A 24,618-nucleotide genomic window follows, 5' to 3' on the forward strand; every position below is an offset into this window, starting at 1 on the left:
TCATTCCTTGGGGGACCTAAGCCATCCCTATCCCACAGGAATCGTCACAACGGTGACTAAGAGGTTAATCTAAAACATGTAGTAACTGATATTGTGTCGCGATAGTTGCTTTTCAAGGGCTATCATTACTATCCTAACAAAAAGCACCTTGCTCAATGCTAAACTAATACCCTTTTACTTGCCATCTCAGCTAAAAAGACAATGGTCACTGACGCTTGGCAGACATATCACTCAACATATATTAACCTATACATCTGATATGATAAGTCATATTAATGTCATCGCCTATGATAAAAGCCACAGCAACGGTTTTTATCTGTGAAAAATTAAGATCGTATCCGCAAAAGTCACATTTTTATTCTGTTGAATATTCAGGAACTAAAATCATGAGAGATCATCGCCCGCAAACCCCTGCTCATCTGCTCGATAGTGATGGTCTAACGTCAATTCAACAACGCGCAGCGGCACTTAGCCAACTAGATACCGCAGTAAAAGCCCATCTAAATTGTGCCGAGCATTGTCGAGTCAGTAATTATCGCCAAGGGGTGCTGATCATTGAAACCGCATCGGCGGCATGGTCAATGCGACTTAACTATGAACGCTACCAGTTAATGACTAAATTACGCGAAAAATTATTACCAAAATTACGTGATATCGAAGTGAAGGTAAATCCAGCACTGGCAGCAGTTGCAATTCGTAAACAAGATAAAATCCCTGATATTATTCAAAAACCGATCAGCGATGTAGCAGCACAACACTTATTGGCAACAGCGGCTAATGCACCTGATAAAGTCAAAGCCTGTTTAGAACGGTTGGCTAAATTAGCCCAAAAGAAAAAACACTAATGCTTCTAAAGATAATCGGTTAATTGAGCATATTGCGATCACGTCACTAAACGACAAACAACAGCTACAAAAACGCCGAACATAAATGCTCGGCGTTTTTTAATACAAGGCAATTGCGTGATTTACGCTAACACCATACCTGGTTGAGCAAAAGTGACAGGCACTTCACGCTCATCTTCAAAGGTTGACCACTCATAGGCTTCTTGGTCAGCCAATACTGCACGCAGTAGTTGGTTGTTAAGCGCATGACCTGATTTATAGGCGCGCATCTCACCAATGATGTTATGACCACACATGTAAAGGTCACCAATGGCATCCAATACTTTGTGAGTAACAAGTTCATTGTCAAAACGCAAACCATCATCGTTCAGGATACGGTAGTCGTCCAATACAATTGCGTTATCAAAGCTACCACCAAGACACAAGTTTTGTGACTGAAGGTATTCGATATCACGCATGAAACCGAAAGTACGTGCACGGCTAATCTTTTTAACAAAAGACTGGCTTGAAAAATCTAGCACTAGACGCTGCTGATCTGAATCAATCGCAGGGTGGTTAAAGTCGATAGCAAAATCGAGACGGAAACCGTTATAAGGCACGAGTTCCGCCCACTTGTCGCCATCTTCAATGCGAACAGGCTTTTTAATACGTAAAAAACGCTTTGGCGCATTTAGCGTATCAATACCTGCTGATTGAAGCAGGTAAATAAATGGGCTTGCGCTACCATCCATAATAGGAATTTCAGGTGCATCAACTTCGATAATCACGTTATCGATACCCATACCGGCTAGTGCAGCATTCAAGTGCTCAACAGTTGAAATGCGCACGCCTTGTTCGTTAACAAGAGCTGTACATAACATGGTATCGCGCACTGAGTCTGCATTTGCAGGAAAATCCACAGGTGGATTAAGGTCAGTACGGCGATAAATCACGCCAGTATTTGCGGCTGCAGGACGCAGAATAAGCGTCACTTTACGTCCAGAGTGGAGGCCCACACCAGTCGTCTGCACAATGCTTTTAAGTGTACGTTGTCTGATCATCTGCTTTATATCTCAACGGTTAAACAAACTTTTGCTTGCAAACTAATTAGGTGAATAGAAACTATTCGCAACACCAAAATGGCGAATCGAACACTTATCATACCATAACCTAAAAAATATCCAAAATAATTAACTGCGGGTGAAACAGCGCATCTTTTGTGGTGAAACAAAAGATGCAACTCTTACTTAGCTAAATTAGCTACCACAATCAATATGATGGCTATTTAGTCCGCTTGCTTACGCAAGAATGCTGGGATATCTAAGTAGTCATGATCAGCACCCTGAGATTTAGCTTGTGGTGTTTCAACAGGCTTTTCTTCAGCGATCGCAGCAGGTTTTTCCTGTGCAACAACAGGTGCTGGCTTAGATGACGTTACTAATGTGATATCAGGCTTGCACTCTTTACCAATGCCCGTTGCAACTACAGTTACGCGTAGTTCATCAGTCATATCTGGGTCAAGTGAAGTACCAATAACCACGGTAGCGTTATCAGAAGCGAATGCTTTAACTGTGTTACCCACAGTTTCGAATTCGTCAAGACGCATATCCATACCAGCAGTAATGTTAACTAATACACCACGTGCGCCAGCTAGATCGATATCTTCTAGTAATGGGCTAGAAATTGCCATTTCAGCAGCTTCTTCAGCACGATCGTCACCAGCAGCAACGCCACTACCCATCATTGCATGACCCATTTCCGACATTACGGTACGTACGTCCGCAAAGTCGACGTTAATCATGCCTGGGCGAGTGATTAGCTCAGCAATACCTTGAACGGCATTCTTAAGTACGTCGTTTGCTTTCGCAAAGGCATCAAGTAATGTGATACCACGACCAAGTACTTTAAGTAGCTTTTCGTTAGGAATAGTAATTAATGAATCAACATGCTTAGAAAGCTCATCAATACCTTGCTCTGCAAATGCCATACGCTTCTTACCTTCGAAGCTAAATGGTTTAGTCACAACAGCAACAGTAAGAATACCAAGCTCTTTAGCCACTTCAGCAATGATTGGCGCAGCACCAGTACCGGTACCACCACCCATGCCCGCTGCAATGAAGATCATGTCAGAGCCTTCAAGCTCTTTCTTGATTGCTTCACGATCTTCTAACGCTGAATCACGACCCACTTGTGGGTTAGCACCGGCACCCAAACCTTTAGTGATATCACCACCGATTTGAATAACAGTACTTACGCTTGTTTTACGAAGAGCTTGTGCATCAGTGTTAACACTAATGAATTGCACGCCTTCAATAGACTCACGTACCATGTGATCGACTGCATTACCGCCGCCGCCGCCAACGCCAATGACCTTAATTACAGCTTCATCAGACATTTCCATCATCGGTTCAAACATTTGTTCTCTCCGTTATCCTGTTCGCATCAGGTTTAAAAATTCTTTTCGAACCAACCACTGATTCGTGAAAATATCCCCGTTACCGAGCGTTTCGGTTCTGGTGCATTTTCATCAAATGATTGACTATCCTTTCCGTAGTGCAGTAATCCTACTGCAGTTGCATAAGGTGGAGACTGAACATAGTCAGTCAATCCACTCAGCTCAAGAGGCTGACCGATACGTACTTGATTGCGGAAAACCCGCTCAGCACATTCAGTTAAACCTTCCATCTGTGCAGCGCCCCCGGTAAGGACGATGCCTGCTGCTAGGTGGTGTTTAACACCAGCCTCTCGCAATTGATCTTGTACGGTTAGTAATTTTTGATTTACTAACCCTAGCAATTCACTATATCGAGGCTCTATCACTTCTGCTAGTGTTTGACTTTGCAAGCTCCTCGATGGACGACCACCTACACTGGGTACGTCTACCTTAGCATCTTTGCTCACCAACTCACTTAATGCACAGCCGTATTTCACTTTAATATCTTCAGCGTCACCCGGCGGTGTACCAAACGCATAAGCAATATCACTAGTAACTACATTACCCGCATACGGAATCACTTCCGCATGACGTAATGCACCACCAGACCAAATAGCAAGATCCATTGTACCGCCGCCAATATCGACTACGCATACGCCGAGCTCACGCTCATCTGGGGTCAGTACAGCATGGCTTGCCGCTAATCCTGAAAAAATCAGATGATCAACACTTAAACCACAACGCTCTACTGCTTTAACGATGTTGCGCGCCATGTCGTTATGACAAGTGATCAAATGAACACTTGCTTCCATACGAACACCAGATAAACCAACTGGGTTTTTAATACCCTCTTGGTAATCAATCGCAAATTCTTGTGGAATCACATGCAACGTACGTTGCTCATCGCTTATTTTTACAGATTTCGCCGTATGAATAACATTATCGACGTCATCTTGAGTCACTTCTTTATCAGAAATAGGCACCATGCCTTTTTCTGTTTGGCAACTAATATGTTTACCTGATAGCGACAAACACACGGAACCAATTTGGCAATCAGCCATGAGTTCAGCTTGATCAACAGCACGCTGAACTGACTTCACTACTGATTCAAGGTCATTAACCCCACCTTTATCCATTCCGCGTGACGGGCTGCTACCTACACCAATAACATTAACATTGCCATCGGGTAGGACCTCCCCAACCAAAGCACAAACTTTGGAAGTGCCGATATCAAGACCAACTATGAGTTTTTTATCTGCAGCCTTAGTCATCAGTGCACGCTCTTATTTTTTGTCGACGCATGATTATCATACTCCGACTTTGTTTTCCAACCCACAGCTGCGCCAGAATCATAACGCAAATCTACATAATCAATCGGTTTATCCTGCTTCAATAACTCAGGATAAATCTCGATAAAACGCTTTATACGTTGCATTCGAGCTTCATGCCCTAATTGAAGTATAATTCCGTTTTTTAATACCACGCGCCAAGAACGACGTTCATTAAATGCTAATGACGCAATCCCAAAACCCGCTTTTTTCAGTACCGGACGCATTTCACGCAATCCAGCTAAAACTTCTTGGCTAGTGCCTTTCGGACCAATCAGATTGGTTAACCCTAATCCTGCAACCTGTAATGCTGGCGCCTTAAAAACATCGCCAGCACGGTTAACTAGATAAGTTCCGTTCCATTCTGCGATAGGCTGATTTTCAACCAAAAATACTTTAATAGTATTCGGCCACTGTTTACGTACAGCGGCTTGAGCAACCCAAGGCAATGCCTCTACGGATGCTTGAATACTATTCACATCTTGGGTCATAAAAGTACCCAGATGATGAAGATTTAAAATTGACTGCCTAACATCATCTTTAGTCAGATAATGCAACTGCCCTTGAATTACTAAATTTGACAATGGTAATCGATTTGCATCTGTCATCCAGTCTTTAGTAGCACTGACAAGCCAAACCGTAAAACCAATGACAAAGATAAAAAACGCTAATCCACCCCAGCGTTTTAAGCCACGAGGAGAGGATGATATATGCTCTTTGTTTACGACTTGTTCAGTCATCGCGTGTCTATTTACCTTACCATTTCAGCCAAACCATTCCATAAAGGTATTTTATGATGGTGCGCTCAATCAGGTATAACGAGCAAAGTTAAACGATTATACCGAGCAACTCGACCCACTCCAACACTCATGAGGCGTTTTCCGAGCATAACCTGACAATAAATTTATCTATTTGTCGAGAAATCGCAAAAAATAGCGATCACTGGCGATGGAATATCCAATTTACAGCCAGTGATCAATAGTTACGACATTATCAGTAACAAATAATGCCTTCTAGGCATCCTTCTGCATAACCGCGATATTCAACTGTAATTCAGCCAATTGGCGGGCTATTTTGCCAACATCGCCTGCACCTTGTGTCAGAACTAAATCATCATTTTGGATAATATTGGCTAAAATTGCAGGCAGATTATCTGCTTGCGGTACAAATATAGGATCGATTTTAGCTCGAGAACGAATAGTACGACATAATGAACGGCTATCAGCACCTGCAATTGGGGTTTCACCAGCAGCATAAACATCAAGCATCACTAGCACATCAACTTGTTCTAGCACATTAGCAAAATCATCATATAAATCACGAGTACGGCTATAACGGTGCGGCTGGAATACCATCACTAAACGTTTATTCGGCCAGCCAGCACGTGCGGCTTGAATCGTCACATCGACTTCACTCGGGTGATGACCATAATCATCCACCAACATCACGTTACCATTGCCTGTTTCAAACTCACCAAGATGATCAAAGCGACGCCCCGTACCTTCAAACTCAATTAAAGCACGCATGATGGCATCATCACTAACACCTTCTTCAGTCGCGACAGCAATAGCAGCAGTCGCATTAAGTGCATTGTGTTTTCCCGGAATATTCAGGGTAATATTCAACGCTGGTTTGTCATTCCGCAGTACCGTAAAGTGACCTTGCTGACCAGTTTGAGTATAGTTAACTAATCGCACATCAGCATCTTCGGCAAAACCATAAGTCAACATTGGGCGACCAACACGTGGTAATAATTCACGCACCACAGGATCATCAATACACATCACAGCTAAACCATAAAATGGTAAGTTATGGATAAAATCAATGAAGGTCTGCTTGAGCACTTCAAAGTCACCACCATAAGTATCCATATGATCAGCTTCTATGTTAGTGACCACACACACCATCGGTTGCAAATGTAAAAACGAGGCATCGCTTTCATCAGCTTCAGCAATTAAATAACGACTACAACCTAAGCGGGCATTAGTACCAGCACTTTTAACTAAACCGCCGTTAACAAACGTTGGATCAAGCCCAGCTTCAGAGTAAATTTGAGTTGCTAGAGCGGTAGTGGTCGTTTTTCCATGAGTACCCGCAATCGCAATACCGTGGCGATAGCGCATTAACTCAGCCAACATTTCAGCACGACGTACTACCGGAATACGTAATTCTGTTGCAGCTAATAATTCAGGGTTTTGCTTGTTGATAGCGGTTGATGCCACCACCACACTAGCACCAGTAACATTTTCAGCCGCATGACCAAAAAAGATCTCAGCACCTTTCGCTGTCAGACGATTGGTTACCGCATTAGGTGCAATATCTGAACCACTAATACGATAACCTTCATTGACTAATACTTCTGCGATGCCGCTCATGCCAGCACCACCAATACCAACAAAGTGAATACGTTCGACTCGGCGCATCTCGGGCACCATAGTTCGAATCTTTGCTAATTGCTGGTTATCCAGTTTACTCATCACTTTGTTCCTGTTTAATTCTTTGCTAGTGATTTGATCACATCAGCGACACGTTGGTCTGCGTCAATGATAGCAGCATTGCGCGCCGCACAAGCCATGTGCTCAAGCGCAATACGATTTAATAAATTAATTTGTTGAGCTAAACCGTCAACAGTTAATTGTGGTTGCTCAATCATTTTAGCTGCGCCACAAGCAACTAAATGTTCAGCATTTAATGCTTGCTGACGATCTTTGTGCATAAACGGAATAAAGATTGCCCCTACCCCAGCAGCCGATAGCTCCGAAACGGTTAATGCGCCTGAACGACAAACCACTAAATCAGCCCAGCCATAAGCAGCAGCAACATCATCAATAAACTCGGTCACTTTATGTGGCGTTTGAGTATCTTTGGCATAGGCCTGTTCAGTCGACTGCTGATTACCTTTACCAGCTTGATGCCAGATAGTCACATGCTCACCTAAGATTGCAGCAACTTCAGGCATAGTCTGGTTCAGAATACGTGCCCCTTGACTGCCACCCATAACCAAGATGCGAATCGGTCCACTACGTTCAGCAAAACGTTGTTTAGGGTCAGCCAGTAATGTCACATCTTCACGCACTGGGTTACCGACGACTTGCTTGTCTTTAAATGCACCAGGGAAAGCTTGCAGCACTTTACTGGCAATTTTCGCTAGCCATTGATTGGTTAAACCTGCGACTGCATTTTGTTCGTGCAGTACCACAGGAATACCAAGCGACCAAGCAGCTACACCACCGGGACCACTAACATAACCGCCCATGCCAAGCACCACATCAGGCTGCCATGCTTGCATGTATTTACGGGCTTGAAAAATCGCTTTGATAATTTTAAATGGCGCGCCGAGTAACGATACAATACCGCTGCCACGTAGGCCTTTTACTTTAATAAAATCAATATCAATACCATGCTTTGGTACTAACTCCGCTTCCATGCGATCCGCGGTGCCTAACCAGCGAATTTCCCAACCTTGTTGCTGCAATTGACGTGCAACTGCAAGTCCAGGGAATACGTGACCACCAGTACCACCAGCCATCACTAATAAACGTTTATTCTTTGTCATTAGAATGCTTTTTATCTTGTTCTAGTTGTGAATGATCAGCAGTGGCTAGGCTCTGTAAACCTAAAGATCCTTGCTCAACCGCTACTTCCATATTATCTAATGCTTCATCATCAACATCAGCTGGTTGCTCTGATGAGAATTTAGCGGCAACCCGTTGTTCAAAATCAATACGAATCAGAATCGCCACGGCGGCAGCCATAATAAATAAGCTCGAACCACCATAACTGATCAAGGGTAACGTTAAGCCTTTAGTCGGTACAATACCCGCCGCCGCACCAACGTTAACTAAGGTTTGGAATGCAAACCAAATACCAAATCCAGATGCCAAATAGCCGCCAAAAAGCAAGCCATCTTCAAGACATTTACGGCCAATCATGATCGCTTTAAACACTAACGCAAATAACAGCGTTAATACCACGATAACGCCAATCAAACCTAATTCTTCGGCTAACACGGCAAACACAAAGTCAGTATGTGCTTCAGGAAGGTAAGCCAGTTTTTGAATCGAGTTACCTAAGCCTTGCCCAAACCAGTCACCGCGGCCAAATGCCATTAATGACTGGGTTAACTGATAGCCACTACCGTACGGATCTTGCCATGGATTTAAGAATGAGGTGACTCGTCGTAGACGATAGGGCTCAAATACAATCAACATCGTAATCCCCCCCATCGCGAGTCCAATCATGACTAAGAACTGCCATAACCTAGCACCTGCAAGAAACAGCATCCCAATAGTACCAACGAACATTACTACAAACGATCCTAAGTCAGGCTGTTGTAGTAATAGAAATCCCATAATACCAAGTACGGCAATAGGTTTAAGAAAACCAGCGACACTGCCTCTAACTTCTTTATTTTTACGGACTAAATAACCGGCCAGAAACACAAATAACGATAGTTTAGCGACTTCAGCAGGCTGCAAGTTAAACACGCCAAGTGGAATCCAACGTGCGGCACCATTAACCGAACGACCAATGACCAATACCACGACCAATAATAAGATCGAAGTGAGTAACATCGGTACGCTATATTTTTCCCATTTTGTTAATGGAACTTGCATTACAATCGCTGCAATCACTAATGAACACGCGAGAAAAAACGCATGTCGAAGTGCAAAGAAGAAAGGAATACCAGTAAGACGAGTGGCGACAGGTATGGATGCTGAGGTTACCATGACTAAACCAGTAATCATCAAGGCGATTGCTATCCACACCAATTGGCGGTCATACAGAATCGGTTTAGCTGGCTTTAGAAACCAACCAGAGACTACCGATAATCCGTTACGGGCCATTTTAAACATTAAATTTTTCCTGAGACTGAATCTTGGAGCCGAATGGCTTGTTCAACAAAAGCATCACCACGAGCCATAAAGTTGGCAAATTGATCCCAACTGGCACATGCCGGTGATAATAAAACCATATCGCCAGCGTGTACTGTTGCTGCTGCACGATCCATTGCTTCACTCATAGTGTCGACATTTATCGCATTCTCTACGAGTTCGCTAAATAAATGGCCATCACGCCCAAAACAATAAAGTTGTACATTTAAGTCAGCCAGAACGGGTTTAAGTTCACTGAAATCAGCACCTTTACCATCACCGCCCATTAATAAATGCAGTTTGCCTGCCAGTTGCAAGCCAGTTAATGCCGCCACAGTGCTAGCAAGGTTGGTGGCTTTAGAATCATTAACCCATTTAACACCATGCTGATTAACCACAAGTTGACAACGATGGGCAAGGCCGGTGTAACGACGCATTGCTTGGCAAGCAGCGTGGCGATCAATGCCAACCGCATCAGCTAACGCTAATGCCGCTAAACAGTTAGCTACATTATGACGCCCAACTAAAGCGATCTCACTCACAGCCATCAATGGCTCACCCGCTATCGCAAGCCATTCCTCACCATCTACGATGACTAAACCATAATCACTACTATCAAAACCAAAACTGGTCATGTTATCGCTAAATAACGGTTTAGTCGCGAGATCATCACGGTTATAAACGGCTAATTTGGCATGATTAAAAATGCGCATTTTGGCGTTACTATAATCCGTTAAACCGCCAGGATAGCGATCCATATGATCTTCAGACAGATTTAAATATACCGCCGCTTCAAGCACCAACGATGAGGTAGTTTCTAACTGAAAACTTGATAGCTCTAACACATAAAGATCATGATCCTGTGCCAGCATATCAAGCGCTGCAAAACCAATATTACCGCCAACACCAACATTAATGCCGGCTTCTTTAGCCATTTCACCGACTAAACTAGTAACAGTACTTTTGCCATTAGAACCAGTGATTGCAATCACTGGTTTATTAACCGCGCGTGCAAATAACTCAATATCACCCACCAGCTCAATCCCTGATTGAGCTGCTAATAATAATTCTGGCGTGGCTAATGCAATCCCAGGGCTCGCAACAATCAGATCAGCATTTAACAGCCACTGTAAGTTCCACTGCCCTGCACATAAATCAACACCAGCGGGCAATTGATCTTGGCCTGGTGGGTTATCACGAGTATCAATCACTTTAATATCCAGTGATTGCGGTAATCGTCCTAAATGGTGAACTACTGACAGACCAGTCATTCCAAGTCCAATCACCACAACCTTATTGATACCTACCAAGCCATTCATGTTAACGCACCTTCAATGTTGCTAATGCAATCAATACCAGCATCAACGTGATAATCCAAAAACGGACAATAACACGTGGTTCTGGCCAGCCTTTTAATTCATAGTGATGGTGAATCGGTGCCATTCGGAAGATACGTTGGCCACGTAATTTAAATGAGCCAACTTGTAAGATTACCGACACCGTTTCCATCACAAACACGCCACCCATGATCACCAATAAGAATTCTTGACGAACTAACACTGCAATCGTACCTAGCGCACCACCTAATGCTAATGAGCCGACATCACCCATAAATACTTGCGCAGGATAAGTGTTAAACCATAGGAAACCTAAACCTGCACCAACAATAGCTGTACATAGAATAACCAATTCACCGGCATTACTTAGGTAAGGAATATGCAGGTATTCTGCATAGTTGTAGTTACCAGTAGCCCACGCAATAAAAGCAAAACCTGCGGCAACCATTACCGTCGGCATAATTGCAAGACCGTCTAAGCCATCGGTTAAGTTAACCGCATTACTGGTACCAACAATCACAAAATAGGTCAGTACAATATAAGACAAACCTAACTGCGGCATCACATCTTTAAAGAACGGCAATACTAATTGCGTTGCTGCGGTATCTTTGCCGTAAGCATAAAGTGCAAAAGCAACCACGAGGGCGATAGCTGATTGCCAGAAATATTTCCAACGAGCAATTAAGCCATCAGTATTTTTATGTACGACTTTGCGATAATCATCAACAAAACCCACCACACCATAGCCCAGCATAACTACCAAAACAGCCCATACATAAGGGTTGCTAAGATCACACCACAACAATACGGTTAAGGTAATTGCAGCTAAAATCATTAAGCCGCCCATGGTTGGCGTACCGCGCTTACTGAAATGTGACTCAGGGCCATCATGACGCACAACTTGACCAATTTGCAGCATCTGCAATCGAGCAATCATTCGAGGGCCGAGCCACAACGAAAACAGTAGCGCCGTTAAAATACTCATGATGGCGCGAAACGTCAGGTATTCAAACAGACGGAAAAAAGGGATTGAGGACTGAAAGTGGTCAGCTAACCAGTAAATCATTATTTATCTTCCTGCAAGGCAATAATAACGTCTTCCATATGTGAACTACGCGCACCTTTGGCAAGCACAGTCACTTGTGAAGCATGTTGTTGGTGTAATTGTTGTTTAAGTTCATCGATCAACGCAGTTTTATCGCTAAAATGCTGACCATTATTTAATTGACTGACAACAGCACTGGCACGACCAAATGTCATCACACCATCAAACTGTTTATCGCGTGCATATTCGCCCACTTCTCGGTGTAAACTCTCACTTTCGTCACCAAGTTCAGCCATATCACCGAGAATAAAGTAGCGCTTACCACTGAAACTATGTAGCACATCAATCGCTGCTTTCACAGAAGCAACACTGGCATTATAGGTATCATCGATTAACCGTAACCCTGAACGTGGTTCAGAGATCGCTAACCGACCTTTAACATTAGTCACGGTTTCTAAACCCTGTTTTACCGCTGTTAAGCTGGCACCTAATGCCATGGTTAATGCCGCGGCTGCCAATGCATTACTAACATTATGAATGCCAGCTAAGGTTAACTTGATATCAATAGCACCCATCGGGGTTTGCATGGTAAAACACGCTAAACCTTGCTGGTTAAGATTTATCTCAGTCGCAAAATAATCAGCGCTATTCATCGTTGCCGAAAAGCTGACTACATTGTGGTTAGATAACGTTGGCTGCCACATTGCAAGTTGATTAGAATCAAGATTTATCACCGCCTGCCCTTGTGCGGCTAATCCTTCAAAAATTTCACCTTTGGCTTTAGCCACCCCGAGTAATGAACCAAATCCCTCAAGGTGAGCGGCAGCAAGATTATTAATCAAGGCCACATCAGGTTTAACTAACGCAGTCGTGTAAGCAATTTCGCCTAAATGATTAGCACCAAGCTCAATCACGGCATAGTTATCGGTAGGAGTTAAACGCAATAATGTTAATGGCACCCCAATATCATTATTAAAGTTTCCCGCAGTTGCTAACACTTTACCTTTGGTCGCTAAAATTGCTGCAGCCATTTCTTTAACGGTGGTTTTGCCACAACTTCCCGTTAATGCTAGGGTTTTTAATCCATGCTCAGCGGTCATTTTAGCTTTTAACCATGCGCCTAACTGGCCTAAAGCTTGATGAGTATCCGCAACCACTAATTGTGGAATATCTAATGCTAATGGCTTACTGACTAATAATGCTTTAGCACCGTTTTCAACCGCATTTTGACAAAAGTCATGGGCATCAAAACGCTCACCAATAAGAGCGATAAATAAGGTATTATCACCGATCACGCGAGTATCCGTTGATACTGCAGCAATCTCAATATCCTCACCAATTAACTCTGCGGCTAATACTGATTGTAAGTGACTCAGTTGAACCTTAATCATGGAAGTTCTCTAAATAATGCGGCCACAGTTTCGCGGTCTGAATAGTGGATCGTACGATCTGCAAGAATTTGGTAATCTTCATGGCCTTTACCTGCGACCAAAATAATATCATTCGCCTTCGCATGCGTAAGTGCATAAGCGCACGCTTGAGCACGATCATGAATTATCGTAGCAGCCGTCGCGACAGTTAGTCCTGCTTGCATATCGAGCATAATTTGCAGTGGATCTTCACTGCGAGGATTGTCATCGACTAAAATAATATGATCAGCATACCGCTCTGCAATTGCAGCCATCATTGGTCGTTTACCGCTATCACGATCACCGCCACAGCCAAATAAACACCACAACTGACCATCACAATGTACACGTAATGCTTGCAGTGCTTTATCGAGCGCGTCAGGGGTGTGCGCATAATCAACTACCATCATCGCTTTATCAGCTTGTGGTGCCTGAAAGACTTCCATGCGACCAATCACAGCTTGTAAGCGTGGTGCAACGGCTAATAGTTGTGGTAATGAGTGCCCACTAACTAATAACGTTGCTAATGCCAACAATAAGTTAGTCGCATTAAATGAGCCCACTAATGGTGCGGTAAAGTTACCGTTACCCCAGCTTGATTCAAAACAAATCGTCACACCTTGAGTACTAAAATCGACAGCAGTCGCCCACAATTTTGGTCCAGAGTGCGCAGCCACAGCCTCAGCATTCATAGCGACTGCAACCGCTTGTGGTAAATCAGCTAACCATTGCTGACCAATAGCGTCATCGGCATTAATCACCGCCACACCACTATCATGCTCTGTAAATAAGCTTTTTTTCGCTGCCGCGTAATGGGCCATATCACCATGATAATCAAGATGATCACGACTAAGATTAGTAAAGATACTCGCCACAAAATGTAATGTGCTCACACGGCCTTGTACTAAACCATGAGAGGACACTTCCATCGCAGCAAAATTAGCACCTTGGGTAACTAATTCCGCTAGCGTTTGTTGAATTTCAATCGCACTACCGGTGGTATTTGCCGCTGGCTGAAGATCGGTTAACAAACCATTGCCTGTTGTCCCCATCACACCAGCACGATAACCAATTAAATCAGCCCACTGTGCCAATAATTGGCTAATGGTCGTTTTACCATTGGTGCCCGTTACCGCATACAATTTAAGTTTGCTATCAGGCTCAGCATAAAAACGCCCAGCAATAGCAGATAACTTATGGCCTAAATGGTGTAGATAGATAATGATGATCCCATCTTGAAACTGGATCTCTCCATCACTAGCAACACCTTCAGCTTCTGCAACAATGGCGCTCGCACCAGCTGCAATAGCATTGGTAATAAAACGACGCCCATCGACCGTATGGCCATTAACCGCGGCAAATAAACATCCTGCCGTTACTTGACGGCTATCCAATGTCATTGCAGTTAACAACAATTGTGCATATTCAGCTGGCACATTTTTGGCTGTTAACCAAGGCGCTAATAAAGCGCCTAATTGTACTTCCTGCTTAACCAATGCCATGATCACACTCATTTATCTATTTTTAGCGTATCAGCATCTGGCGGCACGTTTAGGATCTGTAGTGCACCACCAAGTACTTTTGATAAAATTGGTGCAGCAACTGCACCGCCATAGAATTTATCACCTTTAGGCTCATTCACCATTACCACTATTGCTAAGCGCGGATGACTGATCGGCGCTACACCAACGGTATATGAGAAGTAATCATTACCGTAACCACCAGCAATCGCTTTCTTCGCAGTACCGGTTTTAACACCCACACGATAGCCAGGAACAGCAGCACGCCAACCACCACCACCACCGGCTTTATCGGTAACAGACTCAATCATCAACAGAATTTTCTTAGCAATTTTAGGATCGAGTACTTGCTCTCCCGGAACCACTTTTTCCGTTTTTAAAATTGATAATGGCCGTTTAATACCATAAGCCCCTAGGGTTGTGTAAGCATGCAGTAATTGAATTGGTGTTAATGAAATACCATAGCCATAGGCCAAAGTAGCGCGCCCAATATCTGACCAACGATAACGGTTAGGGAAGTGACCCGTCGTTTCACCAATTAAGTTGATCCCTGATGGCTCATCAAAGCCAACTTTGCGGTAGGTATCAAGAATGTCTTCGACTGGCATTGCCAACGATAGTTTACTTACACCGATATTACTCGATTTCTGTAAAATACGTTGTACGGTCGCTAACGGTTCAATTCGTGATACGTCAGTGATCACTTTGCTACCCACACGGAAATGCTTACTTTGCGGAATATTAATTAGCGTATGCTCATTGACGACACCATTTTTGAGTGCGGTGTAAACCACAAATGGCTTCACCGTTGAACCCGGCTCAAAGGTATCGGTGATCACTCGGTTACGCATTTTATACGGTTGACGATCATTGCGATCATTAGGGTTAAATGATGGCGCATTCACCATCGCGAGAATTTCACCAGTGCGCACATCTGAAATAGCAATACTGACCGAGGTCGCAGGAATATCCATCACCCCTTCTTTCGCGGCACGATAAGCGATTGCTTGAATGCGCTGATCAATACTTAGCTCTAACGGTTTACCTGGCTGACGGCTTTGCTGAGAAATATTTTCGACTACTCGACCATAGCGATCTTTACGTACCGTTCGGCGTCCCGGCTCACCCGTTAACCAACCATCATAGGTTTTTTCGATACCATCAAGCCCATGACCATCAATACCGGTAAAACCAATTAATTGGGCACTAACTTCACCAGAAGGATAAAAACGACGTGACTCAGCTCGTAAGCCAATACCTGGTAATTTTAATTTCTCGACGTAATTAGCCATCGGTGGGCTAACTTGGCGCGCAAGATAAATGAATTTGCGATTTTTATTTTTTTCGAGTCGTTGCAGCAGTTTGGTGCGGTCAAGATCAAGCACATCGGCAAGCGCATTCCAACGCTTAGTCTCACTTAAACCACCGTGTTTAAAGATCTCAACCGGGTTAGCAAATACTGCCTGTACTGGCACACTAACGGCAAGTTGCTCACCGTTACGATCAGAAATAATACCACGTGCAGAAGGCATTAATTGCACTCGCAACGAACGGGCATCACCCTCTTGAATAAGACGGCCAGGTTCAAGCACCTGAATATAGGCAGCACGAGCAATTAGGCCAAAGAAACCTAATAAAATAAAACCACAAATGATCATAAAACGCCATTTTAAAAATGGCGTGCTCTTAGGACTAACCTTGGTATTTTTATTTGAACGATTAAGTAATTTCATCTTTTAATGTATAACAATTTCATTATCGACAGATGGACGTTGCATTTTGAGTTCAGTTTCAGCTAATCGTTCAATACGACTGTGCTCTGCAAGTGAGTTTTCTTCAAGGATCTGATTTCGCCACTCGACATCATAGTTCTCACGTTGCATTAGCAATTTTTCTTGCTTGGCAATTAATTGACGAGATTCATGAGTAACATAAACAACAGATAAGGCAGATATGAGGATAGTAAAGGCTAGAATCAGCGGTACCAACCCGACCGTGACGAGGTCTCGTCCGATCAGGCTAGCCAGATTCATTGAAGATTCTGTTGGTTTCATAGACGCTCGGCCAAACGTAATACTGAACTACGAGCACGGGTATTATAACCAAGTTCATTTTGTGACGGTTTAATTGCTTTACCTACAGGTTTCATATCAGCACTACCAAGCGCTTTAATTTGATCTTCTGTCAATGGTAAGCCCGCGGGCACATCAGGCCCTTTACTTTGCTTACGGATAAAGCGTTTTACCATGCGATCTTCCAAGGAATGGAAGCTGATCACAGATAAACGACCACCAGCAGCAAGCGTATTCATTGCACCATGCAAAGCAGTATCAATCTCTTCTAATTCACTGTTAATGTAAATACGAATAGCTTGGAAACTACGAGTAGCTGGGTGCTTATGCTTATCTCTAAACGGTGATACTTCAGCAATTAGACTGGCTAATTCACGCGTACGTGTTAATGGCTCTTTATCCGGGTTTTCTCGATGATCAACAATACCGCGAGCAATGCGCTTAGCGAAGCGTTCTTCACCAAACTCTTTCAGTACCCATGCAATATCATCAGCATCAGCTTCTGCTAACCATTCAGCAGCAGACATACCTGAAGTAGGATCCATTCGCATATCAAGTGGACCATCACGCATAAAGCTAAAACCACGTTCAGCATCATCAAGCTGTGGGGACGAAACACCTAAATCAAGTAGGACACCGTCAACACGACCAATAAGATCACGTTCTTGCATGTATTTTTCCATGCCAGAAAATGGGCCATGGATAATTTCAAAACGCGGATCATCAATTTTTTGCGCTTCTGCAATCGCTTGAGGATCGCGATCAATACTGTAAAGGCGACCGTTATCACCTAATTTTGAAAGAATTAAACGGCTGTGACCGCCGCGACCGAAAGTACCATCGATATAGATACCATCGGGTTTAATGGCTAACCCGTCTACTGATTCATTAAGTAAAACGGAGACGTGCTCAAATTGCTCAGACATAAATATAATTTCAGCTAAAGTGAAAGCTCACTAAGGCGCGGGGAAGATTCCGGCGCATCCTCAGCCTGAAGGTCGATATCATGTTCAATTTGCTGTTGCCATAAAGGCGTGGACCAGATTTCAAATTTATTTAACTGGCCGACGACCATAATTTTATTCGCTAACTGAGCATATTGTCTTAACGTCGGTGGAATTAATATCCTTCCCTGCGCATCCAATTCACATTCGCTTGCATGCCCAAGCAATAATCGTTGCAATCGGCGTTCTGCGGGGTGAAGACTGGATAGACGTACTAATTTAGCTTCAATTCGTTCCCATTCATCAATGGGATATAGCAACAAGCAACAAAACTGGTGATCGATAGTACAAACAAAGTGTCCCTGACATTGCTCTATTAATGATGCTCGGTAACGCTTCGGCATTGCCCAGCGACCTTTATCATCAATAACAACGTTAGTGGCACCTCTTAACATTTGGGGATCTCGGTTAAATTACACGATAAAAGAGTACGTTAATTACTCACTTTAGCAGAATAACAACAAAGATAATAAGACAACACCACTTTTCCCCACAAATTCCCACCGCAAAGTGTACGTATGAGACAAAAACGATGTCAAGCAATTGGCAGTAATTCAGACACACTTCTAACAGTGGCGAAGAAACCTGATTGCGAAATGTAATTTTGGCGGAAAATAAAACGAAAAAAAGGTGGTGCTTGTAATCAAACACCACCTTCTCTAAATGTAGGGAGTCGGTCGATAAGCCGGGTTTTGTTCCGCTTTCGCGGCGGCAATCATTCGTCTAGGTCTGCAATCACTCACAGACTCAAGCAACCTACCCGTCCCCAACGCGGGCCGCGCCATTAGGGACCTATTTGGTCTTGCTCCGGGTGGAGTTTACCCTGCCACAAACTATTACTAGCCGCGCGGTGCGCTCTTACCGCACCCTTTCACCCTTACCTGTGCACCATTGCAAGCAATGGGCCATCGGCGGTTTGCTCTCTGCTGCACTTGTCGTGGGCTTGCGCCCCCCAGACGTTATCTGGCACCCTGCCCTGTGGAGCCCGGACTTTCCTCCCCTCCATTGATTTCCCGAAGGTTACCAACGAAGCAGCGATTACCTGACCAACTCCGCTGTGAATTGTATAAGACTACGCTCACAGTTACCAGTGAAAAAATCACCAAAGTTACAGCTTGAACAAAAAACCAACGTCTGATTTTAATTCGTTGATAAAAACCACGCCCTCGTCTCAAGTCAGCAAATTAACTGGCGTAAGCTAGGTCGCTTTACTCAAGATTTTCAAGACCCCATTTATACAACGCATTTTTCTTGGCACCATGAATTTCAGCGGTTAGCGCCGCTGCTTTTTTAAGGGGTAGCTCTTTAGCCAATAATGTTAGCGTCCGTAAAACCTCACCAGGCAGGTCATCTTTCTGAGCCCGATGACCAGCCACTAAAATTACCATCTCGCCACGAACACGATTACTGTCCTCAGCTAACCAGTCAATCAACTCGCCAAGTGGTGCGCCATGGATGGTTTCATAAGTTTTTGTTAACTCACGCGCTAATACTACTTGGCGATCAGGGCCAAGCACGGCTAACATATCACTTAGGGAATCATTAATACGATGTGGCGACTCATAAAAGATCAATGTTCGTGCATCGTCGGCTAATGCTTGAAAACAGTCGCGGCGACCTTTACTTTTTGGAGGAAGAAAACCTTCAAAACTAAAACGGTCAGAAGGCAAACCTGAACCACTCAACGCTGTAATCACAGCACATGGGCCTGGTAATGGCACAACTTTAACACCCGCATGACGACAGCGATTAACAAGATGATACCCTGGATCACTGATCAGCGGCGTACCAGCATCTGATACAAGCGCGATGCTAGTACCTGCCTGAAGTTTCTCAATCAAAAAGTCAGCTTTTTGCTGTTCATTATGATCGTGAAGCGCAAAGGTGCGGGTCGAGATAGAGAAATGGGACAACAATCGCGATGTATGACGTGTATCTTCAGCAGCAATTAAATCTACGTTTGCTAATACGTCTAATGCACGCTGCGTTATATCAGCAAGATTACCGATAGGTGTCGGTACGATGTACAAAGTTGCGACATCTACCATGCCTGAATTGCTCTCACTCATTTGTCTAAGATCTCATCTGCAATTAATATCAAGAGTAATTTGTCACAGTTGAATAAATTCAATGCCCAATTTTACCCATAAGCGTAAAAGTGTATCACGACTGATGGCGCCTGTAGCCCTTGCTGTTGCTTTAGCAGGGTGTAGCACGCCAAACCTGTACAACCAGCAGGTACCATTAACGGATATCACTGCGGTAGCCGCTCAAAGCTCAGCCGCCTATTTAAATAAAGTTAACACCAGTGATGGCGCAGAGCGCATTAACTGGGAGATCATGGCTGTTAAAGCGATGATCCTCGAAAATAAATGGCAACAAGCCGATCAATGGATTGCTAAATTATCTCAACAATCTATGAGCCCAACCCAAATTGCGGAGTGGCAACTCGCACGCGCAATGGTACGTGAGCATCAGGGTCAACCACAAGCGGCACTGAACAGCTTAAACTTTCAGCCATCGTGGCAGCTAACCAAGAGCCAGTATCAACGTTATTACACTTTACGAGCACATCTGTTGGAGCAGTTAAACCATCCGTTCCAAGCAGCACGTGAACGTACTAAGCTTGATTACTATTTAGATCAAAGTCAAAGAGCCGCTAACTGGCAGCAAGTTTGGCATGATCTATCTGGTTATACTAATGCTCAATTAGGCAGCGTTAAGCTCACCGATAATGATAGTGTCCTGAAAGGTTGGGTTGAACTCGCAATGTTGAAAAACAATGCGGCGATGCAGCCAATGCAACTGAAACAAGCACTTGAACAATGGCTACATCGCCATCCTTATCATCCCGCAAATCAATATTTACCAGCAGAGCTAAAAGCGTTAATCGACATGAAAGCGATTAAGCTTGATAATATCGCCTTATTGTTGCCACTCTCAGGTCGTTTTGCAGCTCAAGGTAAAGCCGTTCGTGATGGTTTTATTAATTCGATGATGGATGATAAAAATCGCGATGCGGATAGCGAGCTCAATATTTACGATACTGAAGCACAATCAATGCCAGATATCATGGCGCAGCTACAGCATAACGGTACTCAGTTTGTTGTCGGCCCGCTACGTAAAAACGTTATTACTGAGTTTCAACAAGACAATACCAGCCATATCAATATGCTGGCATTAAACATGCCACCACAAATCAGTAATAACAAACCCAATGCTTGCTATTTTGCTTTATCACCAGAACAAGAAGCACAGCAAGCCGCAGAACGTATTTACGCCCAAGGGCACCGTAATCCAGCGATATTAGTGCCATCCAATGGCTTCGGTCAACGAGTTGCACAAGCGTTTAACCAGCAGTGGTTACAGCTTGATAATCAACCAGCGCTCATCGTTAATTTTGGTAGCCGCGCTGAGATACCTCAGCAAATTAAAAGCGCTTTTACCAGCGGTGCAGGCAGCCATGTTGATGCTATTTATATGGTCGCCAGTCGCAACGAAGTAATGATGCTAAAACCTTTCATTGAAGCATCAATGCCTCCAAGTGGTGATCCAGCTCAAATATACGCAAGTTCACGCAGTAACCCAGATAGTCACAATACCAATCGTGAATTGCGAGGTATCGAAGTCAGTGATATTCCATTACTCATCAACCCGCAACCGGGTTATATGGAACGCTTTAATCAACTGTGGCCAAATCAAGGTAATACCAGTATTCGTTTACATGCATTTGGCATGGATGCTTACTTAATCGCTAAAAAGTTACCTGAAATGCGTGCAAATAGTGATTACACCGTACAGGGTGAAACTGGACAATTATCCGTGAATAACTACTGTGTTGTTCAGCGTCAAATGGATTGGGGCAAGTTTAGTAGTCAAGGTATAACACCGCTAACTGCAACGCATACGCCAACGGCACCTATATCTAGTACAGCTGATAATATTACTCTTATCAATGGTGAGACTTCTGCCCAATAAACGTCAAATTGGCCAAGCCTATGAACAAATGGCGGAACAATTTTTGTGCCGCCATAATTTGACGCCTATTGCACGAAATTTTAGCTGTCGCAGTGGTGAAATTGATTTAATCATGCGACAAGGTAAATGTTTGGTGTTTATTGAAGTAAAATACCGAACCCAAGCTCACTATGGATCAGCCGTTGAAGCGGTAAATTGGCGTAAACAACAAAAACTCAAACGCGCAGCTTTTTTTTGGTTACACAAAAATGGCTTCTCAATTGAGCATAGTCAATTTCGCTTTGATGTAATTGCTATCCAAGGTCATCACCACCACATTGAGTGGTTTACTAACATATTAGTTGAAGGTTAGTCATGCTAGATAGCATTCGAGAAAGTTTCACCGAAAGTATCCAAACCCAAATCGCCGCTGCTGAAGCACTGCCAGATGCAATTTCAAAAGCTGCTCAAGTGATGGTTCAAAGTTTATTAAATGGCAATAAGATTTTAAGTTGTGGTAATGGTGGTTCAGCAGCCAATGCCCAACAACTTGCCTCATGCCTAATCAATCGTTTTGAAATTGAACGTCCGAGCTTACCCGCATTAGCATTAACGGCAGATACTACCGTGTTAAGCGCTATAGCCAATGATTACCACCATGATGAAGTTTTTTCAAAGCAAGTCCGCGCCTTAGGCCAAGCCGGTGATATTTTATTGGTGCTATCCACAAGCGGTAACAGTAAGAACATCATTAAAGCGATGGAAGCAGCGCTAACTCGTGATATGAATATCATTGCCTTAACAGGTAAAGATGGTGGCGAAATGGCGGGATTATTAGGCGTACAAGATGTTGAAATTCGCATTCCATCACAACGAACAGCTCGTATTCAAGAAGGCCATTTATTAACGGTCCATTGCCTATGCGATTTAATTGACCAAGTTTTATTTCCTCATCACGAAGGCTAACCGATGAAGTGGTTATTGGCGTTACTCATTATTTCGAGCTTATCACTCTCTGGATGTTCTGTTTTTTCAACCCAAGATCCACGCAATAACACCCAACATTGGCAAGATCAAAAAACGGAAATGGATATTGCAGGTATTGCCCACACCCGTAAATATACCAAACAATTGAGTATTGATAGTGTTGCCTTAGACGGTACAGTATTGCTCGTTGGTCAAGCAACATCACAACCACTTAAGCAAGCATTTGTTACTCAAGTTCGTGCGATTAGCGATGTGAAACGTATTTATGATCAAATCCAAGTACGGCCATTATTAACCATGACGAGTATCAGTAACGATGCATGGTTAACCACTAAAGTGAAGTCGCAACTGATTGCCAGTAAACAACTAACCAATGTGGTCATTAAAGTGATCACTGAAAATAAACAGGTGTTTTTATTGGGTTATGTCGCACCAGAACAAGCTGCAATAGCCGCTAATATTGCCCGGAATGTTTCAGGTGTTAAACACGTTATTACACTATTTGAAAAACCACTTACCAGCTAATTAGTTCGCTTATTTGAGTAATAAAAAAACGCAGCCAATGGCTGCGTTTTTATTTTAGCTAATTGCCAATGTTATTTGACAACGCGTAAGCTTGGACGACCACGAGGACGTGGTGGCTCATCATCAGGCTCATCACCTTCAGCCGCTTCTGTAACGACTGCAAATGGTGAAACTGTAGGAGACACTGCATCATCAGTGTTGTCGTCTTCTAACGCATGCTCATCATCATAGATAGGAGTTTCAGTATCATATGCAGCTTCTGGCTCGAACATCGTTCCTGCGCCGTTTTCACGTGCATAAATAGCTAAAACGGCATACATAGGTACGATAACTGAATGTGGGCGTCCACTAAAGCGAGCACTAAAGCTAACTGCTTCATTGCTCAGTTCGAGGTTACCCACCGCCATAGGAGCAATGTTAAGGATGATTTGACCATCGCTAACAAACTCCATTGGCACCTTAACCCCAGGTAAAGTCGCATCAACGACTAAATGTGGTGTTAGGTCATTATCAACCAACCAATCATAAAACGCGCGCAACAAATAAGGGCGACGCGGCGTCATATTTTCCATATCCATAATTACTGGCCAGCTAAACGCATTTCACGTTCAGCTTCAGTTAATGATGCAAGGAATGAATCACGTTCAAATACGCGAGTCATATATGCCTTCACTTCTTTAGCGCCAGTACCACTTAGCTCAATACCCATTTCAGGCAAACGCCATAATAGTGGAGCTAGGTAGCAATCAACTAAGCTAAATTCATCACTCATAAAGAATGGGTATTCAGCGAATACAGGTGCTAATGCTAATAGCTCTTCACGTAATTGCTTACGTGCTTTATCAGCTTCATCAGCATTGCCTGAATTAATCTTGTCAGCTAGTGAGTACCAGTTACGCTCAACACGGTACATCATCAAACGACTATTACCACGAGCAACAGGATAAACAGGCATTAGAGGTGGGTGAGGGAAACGCTCATCCAAGTACTCCATGATAATGTTAGCTTGGTATAGCGCTAATTCGCGATCAACCAATGTTGGAACTGAACTGTATGGGTTCAATTCTAACAGATCTTCCGGCAGGCTCATTGGATCAACCAGCTCAATTTCAACACTAACGCCTTTTTCGGCTAGTACGATACGCACCTGATGGCTGTAGATGTCTGAAGCATCAGAATACAGAGTCATCACAGAGCGTTTATTGGCAGCAACAGCCATCAACCCCTCCAGTATATTTCAATACACAAAAAGCAATGGAGGCTCAAGCCCCCATTGCGAGATTCTTAACCCACTAGATTACC

At 43.6% G+C, this 24,618-nt stretch carries 23 protein-coding genes and 1 other RNA gene; 5 read left to right on the forward strand and 19 right to left on the reverse strand.

The window, feature by feature from the left end:
* Positions 1 to 386: 386 nt before the first annotated feature.
* Positions 387 to 845, forward strand: coding sequence for a DUF721 domain-containing protein (locus tag C0W29_RS09130; RefSeq protein ID WP_036793222.1), 459 nt, complete (start codon positions 387 to 389; stop codon positions 843 to 845).
* A 122-nt stretch (positions 846 to 967) separates the two neighbouring features.
* Here C0W29_RS09130 and lpxC read toward each other — a convergent pair whose 3' ends face one another.
* From lpxC to rsmI, 17 genes are all read right to left on the reverse strand, one after another.
* Positions 968 to 1,885: a UDP-3-O-acyl-N-acetylglucosamine deacetylase gene (gene lpxC / locus C0W29_RS09135; RefSeq protein ID WP_036793221.1), complete on the reverse strand. Its 918-nt coding sequence runs from the start codon at positions 1,883 to 1,885 to the stop codon at positions 968 to 970.
* A gap of 224 nt (positions 1,886 to 2,109) precedes the next feature.
* Positions 2,110 to 3,240 (reverse strand): cell division protein FtsZ, encoded by a 1,131-nt coding sequence (gene ftsZ / locus C0W29_RS09140; protein ID WP_036793220.1) that lies wholly within the window; start codon positions 3,238 to 3,240, stop codon positions 2,110 to 2,112.
* 32 nt (positions 3,241 to 3,272) lie between these two features.
* Positions 3,273 to 4,529, reverse strand: a complete 1,257-nt coding sequence (ftsA, locus tag C0W29_RS09145) for a cell division protein FtsA (protein ID WP_036793219.1) — start codon at positions 4,527 to 4,529, stop codon at positions 3,273 to 3,275.
* Entirely contained in the window at positions 4,529 to 5,326 is a 798-nt protein-coding gene (locus C0W29_RS09150) for a cell division protein FtsQ/DivIB (protein ID WP_045042574.1), read from the reverse strand. Before C0W29_RS09150 ends, ftsA begins: the two co-directional genes overlap by 1 nt.
* Before the next feature lie 273 nt (positions 5,327 to 5,599).
* On the reverse strand, positions 5,600 to 7,063 hold the full coding sequence (gene murC / locus C0W29_RS09155) for a UDP-N-acetylmuramate--L-alanine ligase (protein ID WP_045042573.1): 1,464 nt from the start codon (positions 7,061 to 7,063) through the stop codon (positions 5,600 to 5,602).
* Positions 7,064 to 7,077: 14 nt separating this feature from the next.
* A complete protein-coding gene (gene murG / locus C0W29_RS09160; protein ID WP_036793213.1) occupies positions 7,078 to 8,142 on the reverse strand; it encodes an undecaprenyldiphospho-muramoylpentapeptide beta-N-acetylglucosaminyltransferase in 1,065 nt (354 codons plus the stop codon).
* Positions 8,129 to 9,442 carry a cell division protein FtsW gene (gene ftsW, locus C0W29_RS09165; protein WP_045042571.1) on the reverse strand — a complete coding sequence of 438 codons (1,314 nt, stop codon included), beginning with the start codon at positions 9,440 to 9,442 and terminating at the stop codon, positions 8,129 to 8,131. The genes murG and ftsW overlap by 14 nt, the downstream gene beginning before the upstream one ends.
* A complete protein-coding gene (murD, locus tag C0W29_RS09170) occupies positions 9,442 to 10,779 on the reverse strand; it encodes a UDP-N-acetylmuramoyl-L-alanine--D-glutamate ligase (protein ID WP_045044932.1) in 1,338 nt (445 codons plus the stop codon). The genes ftsW and murD overlap by 1 nt, the downstream gene beginning before the upstream one ends.
* 1 nt (position 10,780) lies before the next feature.
* Entirely contained in the window at positions 10,781 to 11,863 is a 1,083-nt protein-coding gene (mraY, locus tag C0W29_RS09175; RefSeq protein WP_036793207.1) for a phospho-N-acetylmuramoyl-pentapeptide-transferase, read from the reverse strand.
* Positions 11,863 to 13,233 (reverse strand): UDP-N-acetylmuramoyl-tripeptide--D-alanyl-D-alanine ligase, encoded by a 1,371-nt coding sequence (gene murF / locus C0W29_RS09180; RefSeq protein WP_045044933.1) that lies wholly within the window; start codon positions 13,231 to 13,233, stop codon positions 11,863 to 11,865. The genes mraY and murF overlap by 1 nt, the downstream gene beginning before the upstream one ends.
* The gene (gene murE, locus C0W29_RS09185; RefSeq protein WP_045044934.1) at positions 13,230 to 14,753 is read right to left on the reverse strand and encodes a UDP-N-acetylmuramoyl-L-alanyl-D-glutamate--2,6-diaminopimelate ligase; all 1,524 of its coding nucleotides are present in this window, start codon (positions 14,751 to 14,753) and stop codon (positions 13,230 to 13,232) included. Before murE ends, murF begins: the two co-directional genes overlap by 4 nt.
* A gap of 8 nt (positions 14,754 to 14,761) precedes the next feature.
* Positions 14,762 to 16,504, reverse strand: coding sequence for a penicillin-binding transpeptidase domain-containing protein (locus C0W29_RS09190; protein WP_045067138.1), 1,743 nt, complete (start codon positions 16,502 to 16,504; stop codon positions 14,762 to 14,764).
* Between the two features lie 3 nt (positions 16,505 to 16,507).
* The gene (gene ftsL / locus C0W29_RS09195; RefSeq protein ID WP_036793200.1) at positions 16,508 to 16,825 is read right to left on the reverse strand and encodes a cell division protein FtsL; all 318 of its coding nucleotides are present in this window, start codon (positions 16,823 to 16,825) and stop codon (positions 16,508 to 16,510) included.
* On the reverse strand, positions 16,822 to 17,769 hold the full coding sequence (rsmH, locus tag C0W29_RS09200; protein WP_045042567.1) for a 16S rRNA (cytosine(1402)-N(4))-methyltransferase RsmH: 948 nt from the start codon (positions 17,767 to 17,769) through the stop codon (positions 16,822 to 16,824). The genes ftsL and rsmH overlap by 4 nt, the downstream gene beginning before the upstream one ends.
* 14 nt (positions 17,770 to 17,783) lie before the next feature.
* Positions 17,784 to 18,242, reverse strand: coding sequence for a division/cell wall cluster transcriptional repressor MraZ (gene mraZ / locus C0W29_RS09205; protein WP_045042566.1), 459 nt, complete (start codon positions 18,240 to 18,242; stop codon positions 17,784 to 17,786).
* Positions 18,243 to 18,512: 270 nt separating this feature from the next.
* An RNA gene (gene rnpB, locus C0W29_RS09210) (RNase P RNA component class A) lies at positions 18,513 to 18,901 on the reverse strand.
* A gap of 154 nt (positions 18,902 to 19,055) precedes the next feature.
* Positions 19,056 to 19,916, reverse strand: a complete 861-nt coding sequence (rsmI, locus tag C0W29_RS09215) for a 16S rRNA (cytidine(1402)-2'-O)-methyltransferase (protein ID WP_045042565.1) — start codon at positions 19,914 to 19,916, stop codon at positions 19,056 to 19,058.
* A 61-nt stretch (positions 19,917 to 19,977) separates the two neighbouring features.
* On the opposite strand from rsmI, the gene C0W29_RS09220 reads away from it, so the two are divergent.
* The 4 genes from C0W29_RS09220 to C0W29_RS09235 are packed head-to-tail and all read left to right on the forward strand — an operon-like array spanning position 19,978 to position 23,316.
* Complete coding sequence (locus C0W29_RS09220) at positions 19,978 to 21,825, forward strand: penicillin-binding protein activator (RefSeq protein WP_045042564.1); 1,848 nt, start codon at positions 19,978 to 19,980, stop codon at positions 21,823 to 21,825.
* The gene (locus C0W29_RS09225) at positions 21,803 to 22,177 is read left to right on the forward strand and encodes a YraN family protein (protein WP_036793192.1); all 375 of its coding nucleotides are present in this window, start codon (positions 21,803 to 21,805) and stop codon (positions 22,175 to 22,177) included. The genes C0W29_RS09220 and C0W29_RS09225 overlap by 23 nt, the downstream gene beginning before the upstream one ends.
* Positions 22,178 to 22,179: 2 nt before the next feature.
* Positions 22,180 to 22,770, forward strand: a complete 591-nt coding sequence (locus C0W29_RS09230; RefSeq protein ID WP_045044935.1) for a phosphoheptose isomerase — start codon at positions 22,180 to 22,182, stop codon at positions 22,768 to 22,770.
* A 3-nt stretch (positions 22,771 to 22,773) separates the two neighbouring features.
* Positions 22,774 to 23,316, forward strand: coding sequence for a BON domain-containing protein (locus C0W29_RS09235; protein ID WP_045042563.1), 543 nt, complete (start codon positions 22,774 to 22,776; stop codon positions 23,314 to 23,316).
* Positions 23,317 to 23,387: 71 nt separating this feature from the next.
* Here C0W29_RS09235 and sspB read toward each other — a convergent pair whose 3' ends face one another.
* Positions 23,388 to 23,894 (reverse strand): ClpXP protease specificity-enhancing factor, encoded by a 507-nt coding sequence (gene sspB, locus C0W29_RS09240; protein ID WP_045042562.1) that lies wholly within the window; start codon positions 23,892 to 23,894, stop codon positions 23,388 to 23,390.
* 2 nt (positions 23,895 to 23,896) lie between these two features.
* Positions 23,897 to 24,535, reverse strand: coding sequence for a stringent starvation protein SspA (sspA, locus tag C0W29_RS09245; protein ID WP_036793185.1), 639 nt, complete (start codon positions 24,533 to 24,535; stop codon positions 23,897 to 23,899).
* Positions 24,536 to 24,618: the final 83 nt, after the last annotated feature.

The organism is Photobacterium kishitanii (assembly GCF_003026355.1).
GTDB classification, from domain to species: Bacteria; Pseudomonadota; Gammaproteobacteria; order Enterobacterales; family Vibrionaceae; genus Photobacterium; species Photobacterium kishitanii.

Bases quoted from the DNA above. Each gene is read 5' to 3' on its own strand.
- C0W29_RS09130 (WP_036793222.1), top strand. From the start codon at position 387: ATGAGAGATCATCGCCCGCAAACCCCTGCTCATCTGCTCGATAGTGAT.
- lpxC (WP_036793221.1), bottom strand. From the start codon at position 1,885: ATGATCAGACAACGTACACTTAAAAGCATTGTGCAGACGACTGGTGTG.
- ftsZ (WP_036793220.1), bottom strand. From the start codon at position 3,240: ATGTTTGAACCGATGATGGAAATGTCTGATGAAGCTGTAATTAAGGTC.
- ftsA (WP_036793219.1), bottom strand. From the start codon at position 4,529: ATGACTAAGGCTGCAGATAAAAAACTCATAGTTGGTCTTGATATCGGC.
- C0W29_RS09150 (WP_045042574.1), bottom strand. From the start codon at position 5,326: ATGACTGAACAAGTCGTAAACAAAGAGCATATATCATCCTCTCCTCGT.
- murC (WP_045042573.1), bottom strand. From the start codon at position 7,063: ATGAGTAAACTGGATAACCAGCAATTAGCAAAGATTCGAACTATGGTG.
- murG (WP_036793213.1), bottom strand. From the start codon at position 8,142: ATGACAAAGAATAAACGTTTATTAGTGATGGCTGGTGGTACTGGTGGT.
- ftsW (WP_045042571.1), bottom strand. From the start codon at position 9,442: ATGTTTAAAATGGCCCGTAACGGATTATCGGTAGTCTCTGGTTGGTTT.
- murD (WP_045044932.1), bottom strand. From the start codon at position 10,779: ATGAATGGCTTGGTAGGTATCAATAAGGTTGTGGTGATTGGACTTGGA.
- mraY (WP_036793207.1), bottom strand. From the start codon at position 11,863: ATGATTTACTGGTTAGCTGACCACTTTCAGTCCTCAATCCCTTTTTTC.
- murF (WP_045044933.1), bottom strand. From the start codon at position 13,233: ATGATTAAGGTTCAACTGAGTCACTTACAATCAGTATTAGCCGCAGAG.
- murE (WP_045044934.1), bottom strand. From the start codon at position 14,753: ATGGCATTGGTTAAGCAGGAAGTACAATTAGGCGCTTTATTAGCGCCT.
- C0W29_RS09190 (WP_045067138.1), bottom strand. From the start codon at position 16,504: ATGAAATTACTTAATCGTTCAAATAAAAATACCAAGGTTAGTCCTAAG.
- ftsL (WP_036793200.1), bottom strand. From the start codon at position 16,825: ATGAAACCAACAGAATCTTCAATGAATCTGGCTAGCCTGATCGGACGA.
- rsmH (WP_045042567.1), bottom strand. From the start codon at position 17,769: ATGTCTGAGCAATTTGAGCACGTCTCCGTTTTACTTAATGAATCAGTA.
- mraZ (WP_045042566.1), bottom strand. From the start codon at position 18,242: ATGTTAAGAGGTGCCACTAACGTTGTTATTGATGATAAAGGTCGCTGG.
- rsmI (WP_045042565.1), bottom strand. From the start codon at position 19,916: ATGAGTGAGAGCAATTCAGGCATGGTAGATGTCGCAACTTTGTACATC.
- C0W29_RS09220 (WP_045042564.1), top strand. From the start codon at position 19,978: ATGCCCAATTTTACCCATAAGCGTAAAAGTGTATCACGACTGATGGCG.
- C0W29_RS09225 (WP_036793192.1), top strand. From the start codon at position 21,803: ATGGTGAGACTTCTGCCCAATAAACGTCAAATTGGCCAAGCCTATGAA.
- C0W29_RS09230 (WP_045044935.1), top strand. From the start codon at position 22,180: ATGCTAGATAGCATTCGAGAAAGTTTCACCGAAAGTATCCAAACCCAA.
- C0W29_RS09235 (WP_045042563.1), top strand. From the start codon at position 22,774: ATGAAGTGGTTATTGGCGTTACTCATTATTTCGAGCTTATCACTCTCT.
- sspB (WP_045042562.1), bottom strand. From the start codon at position 23,894: ATGGATATGGAAAATATGACGCCGCGTCGCCCTTATTTGTTGCGCGCG.
- sspA (WP_036793185.1), bottom strand. From the start codon at position 24,535: ATGGCTGTTGCTGCCAATAAACGCTCTGTGATGACTCTGTATTCTGAT.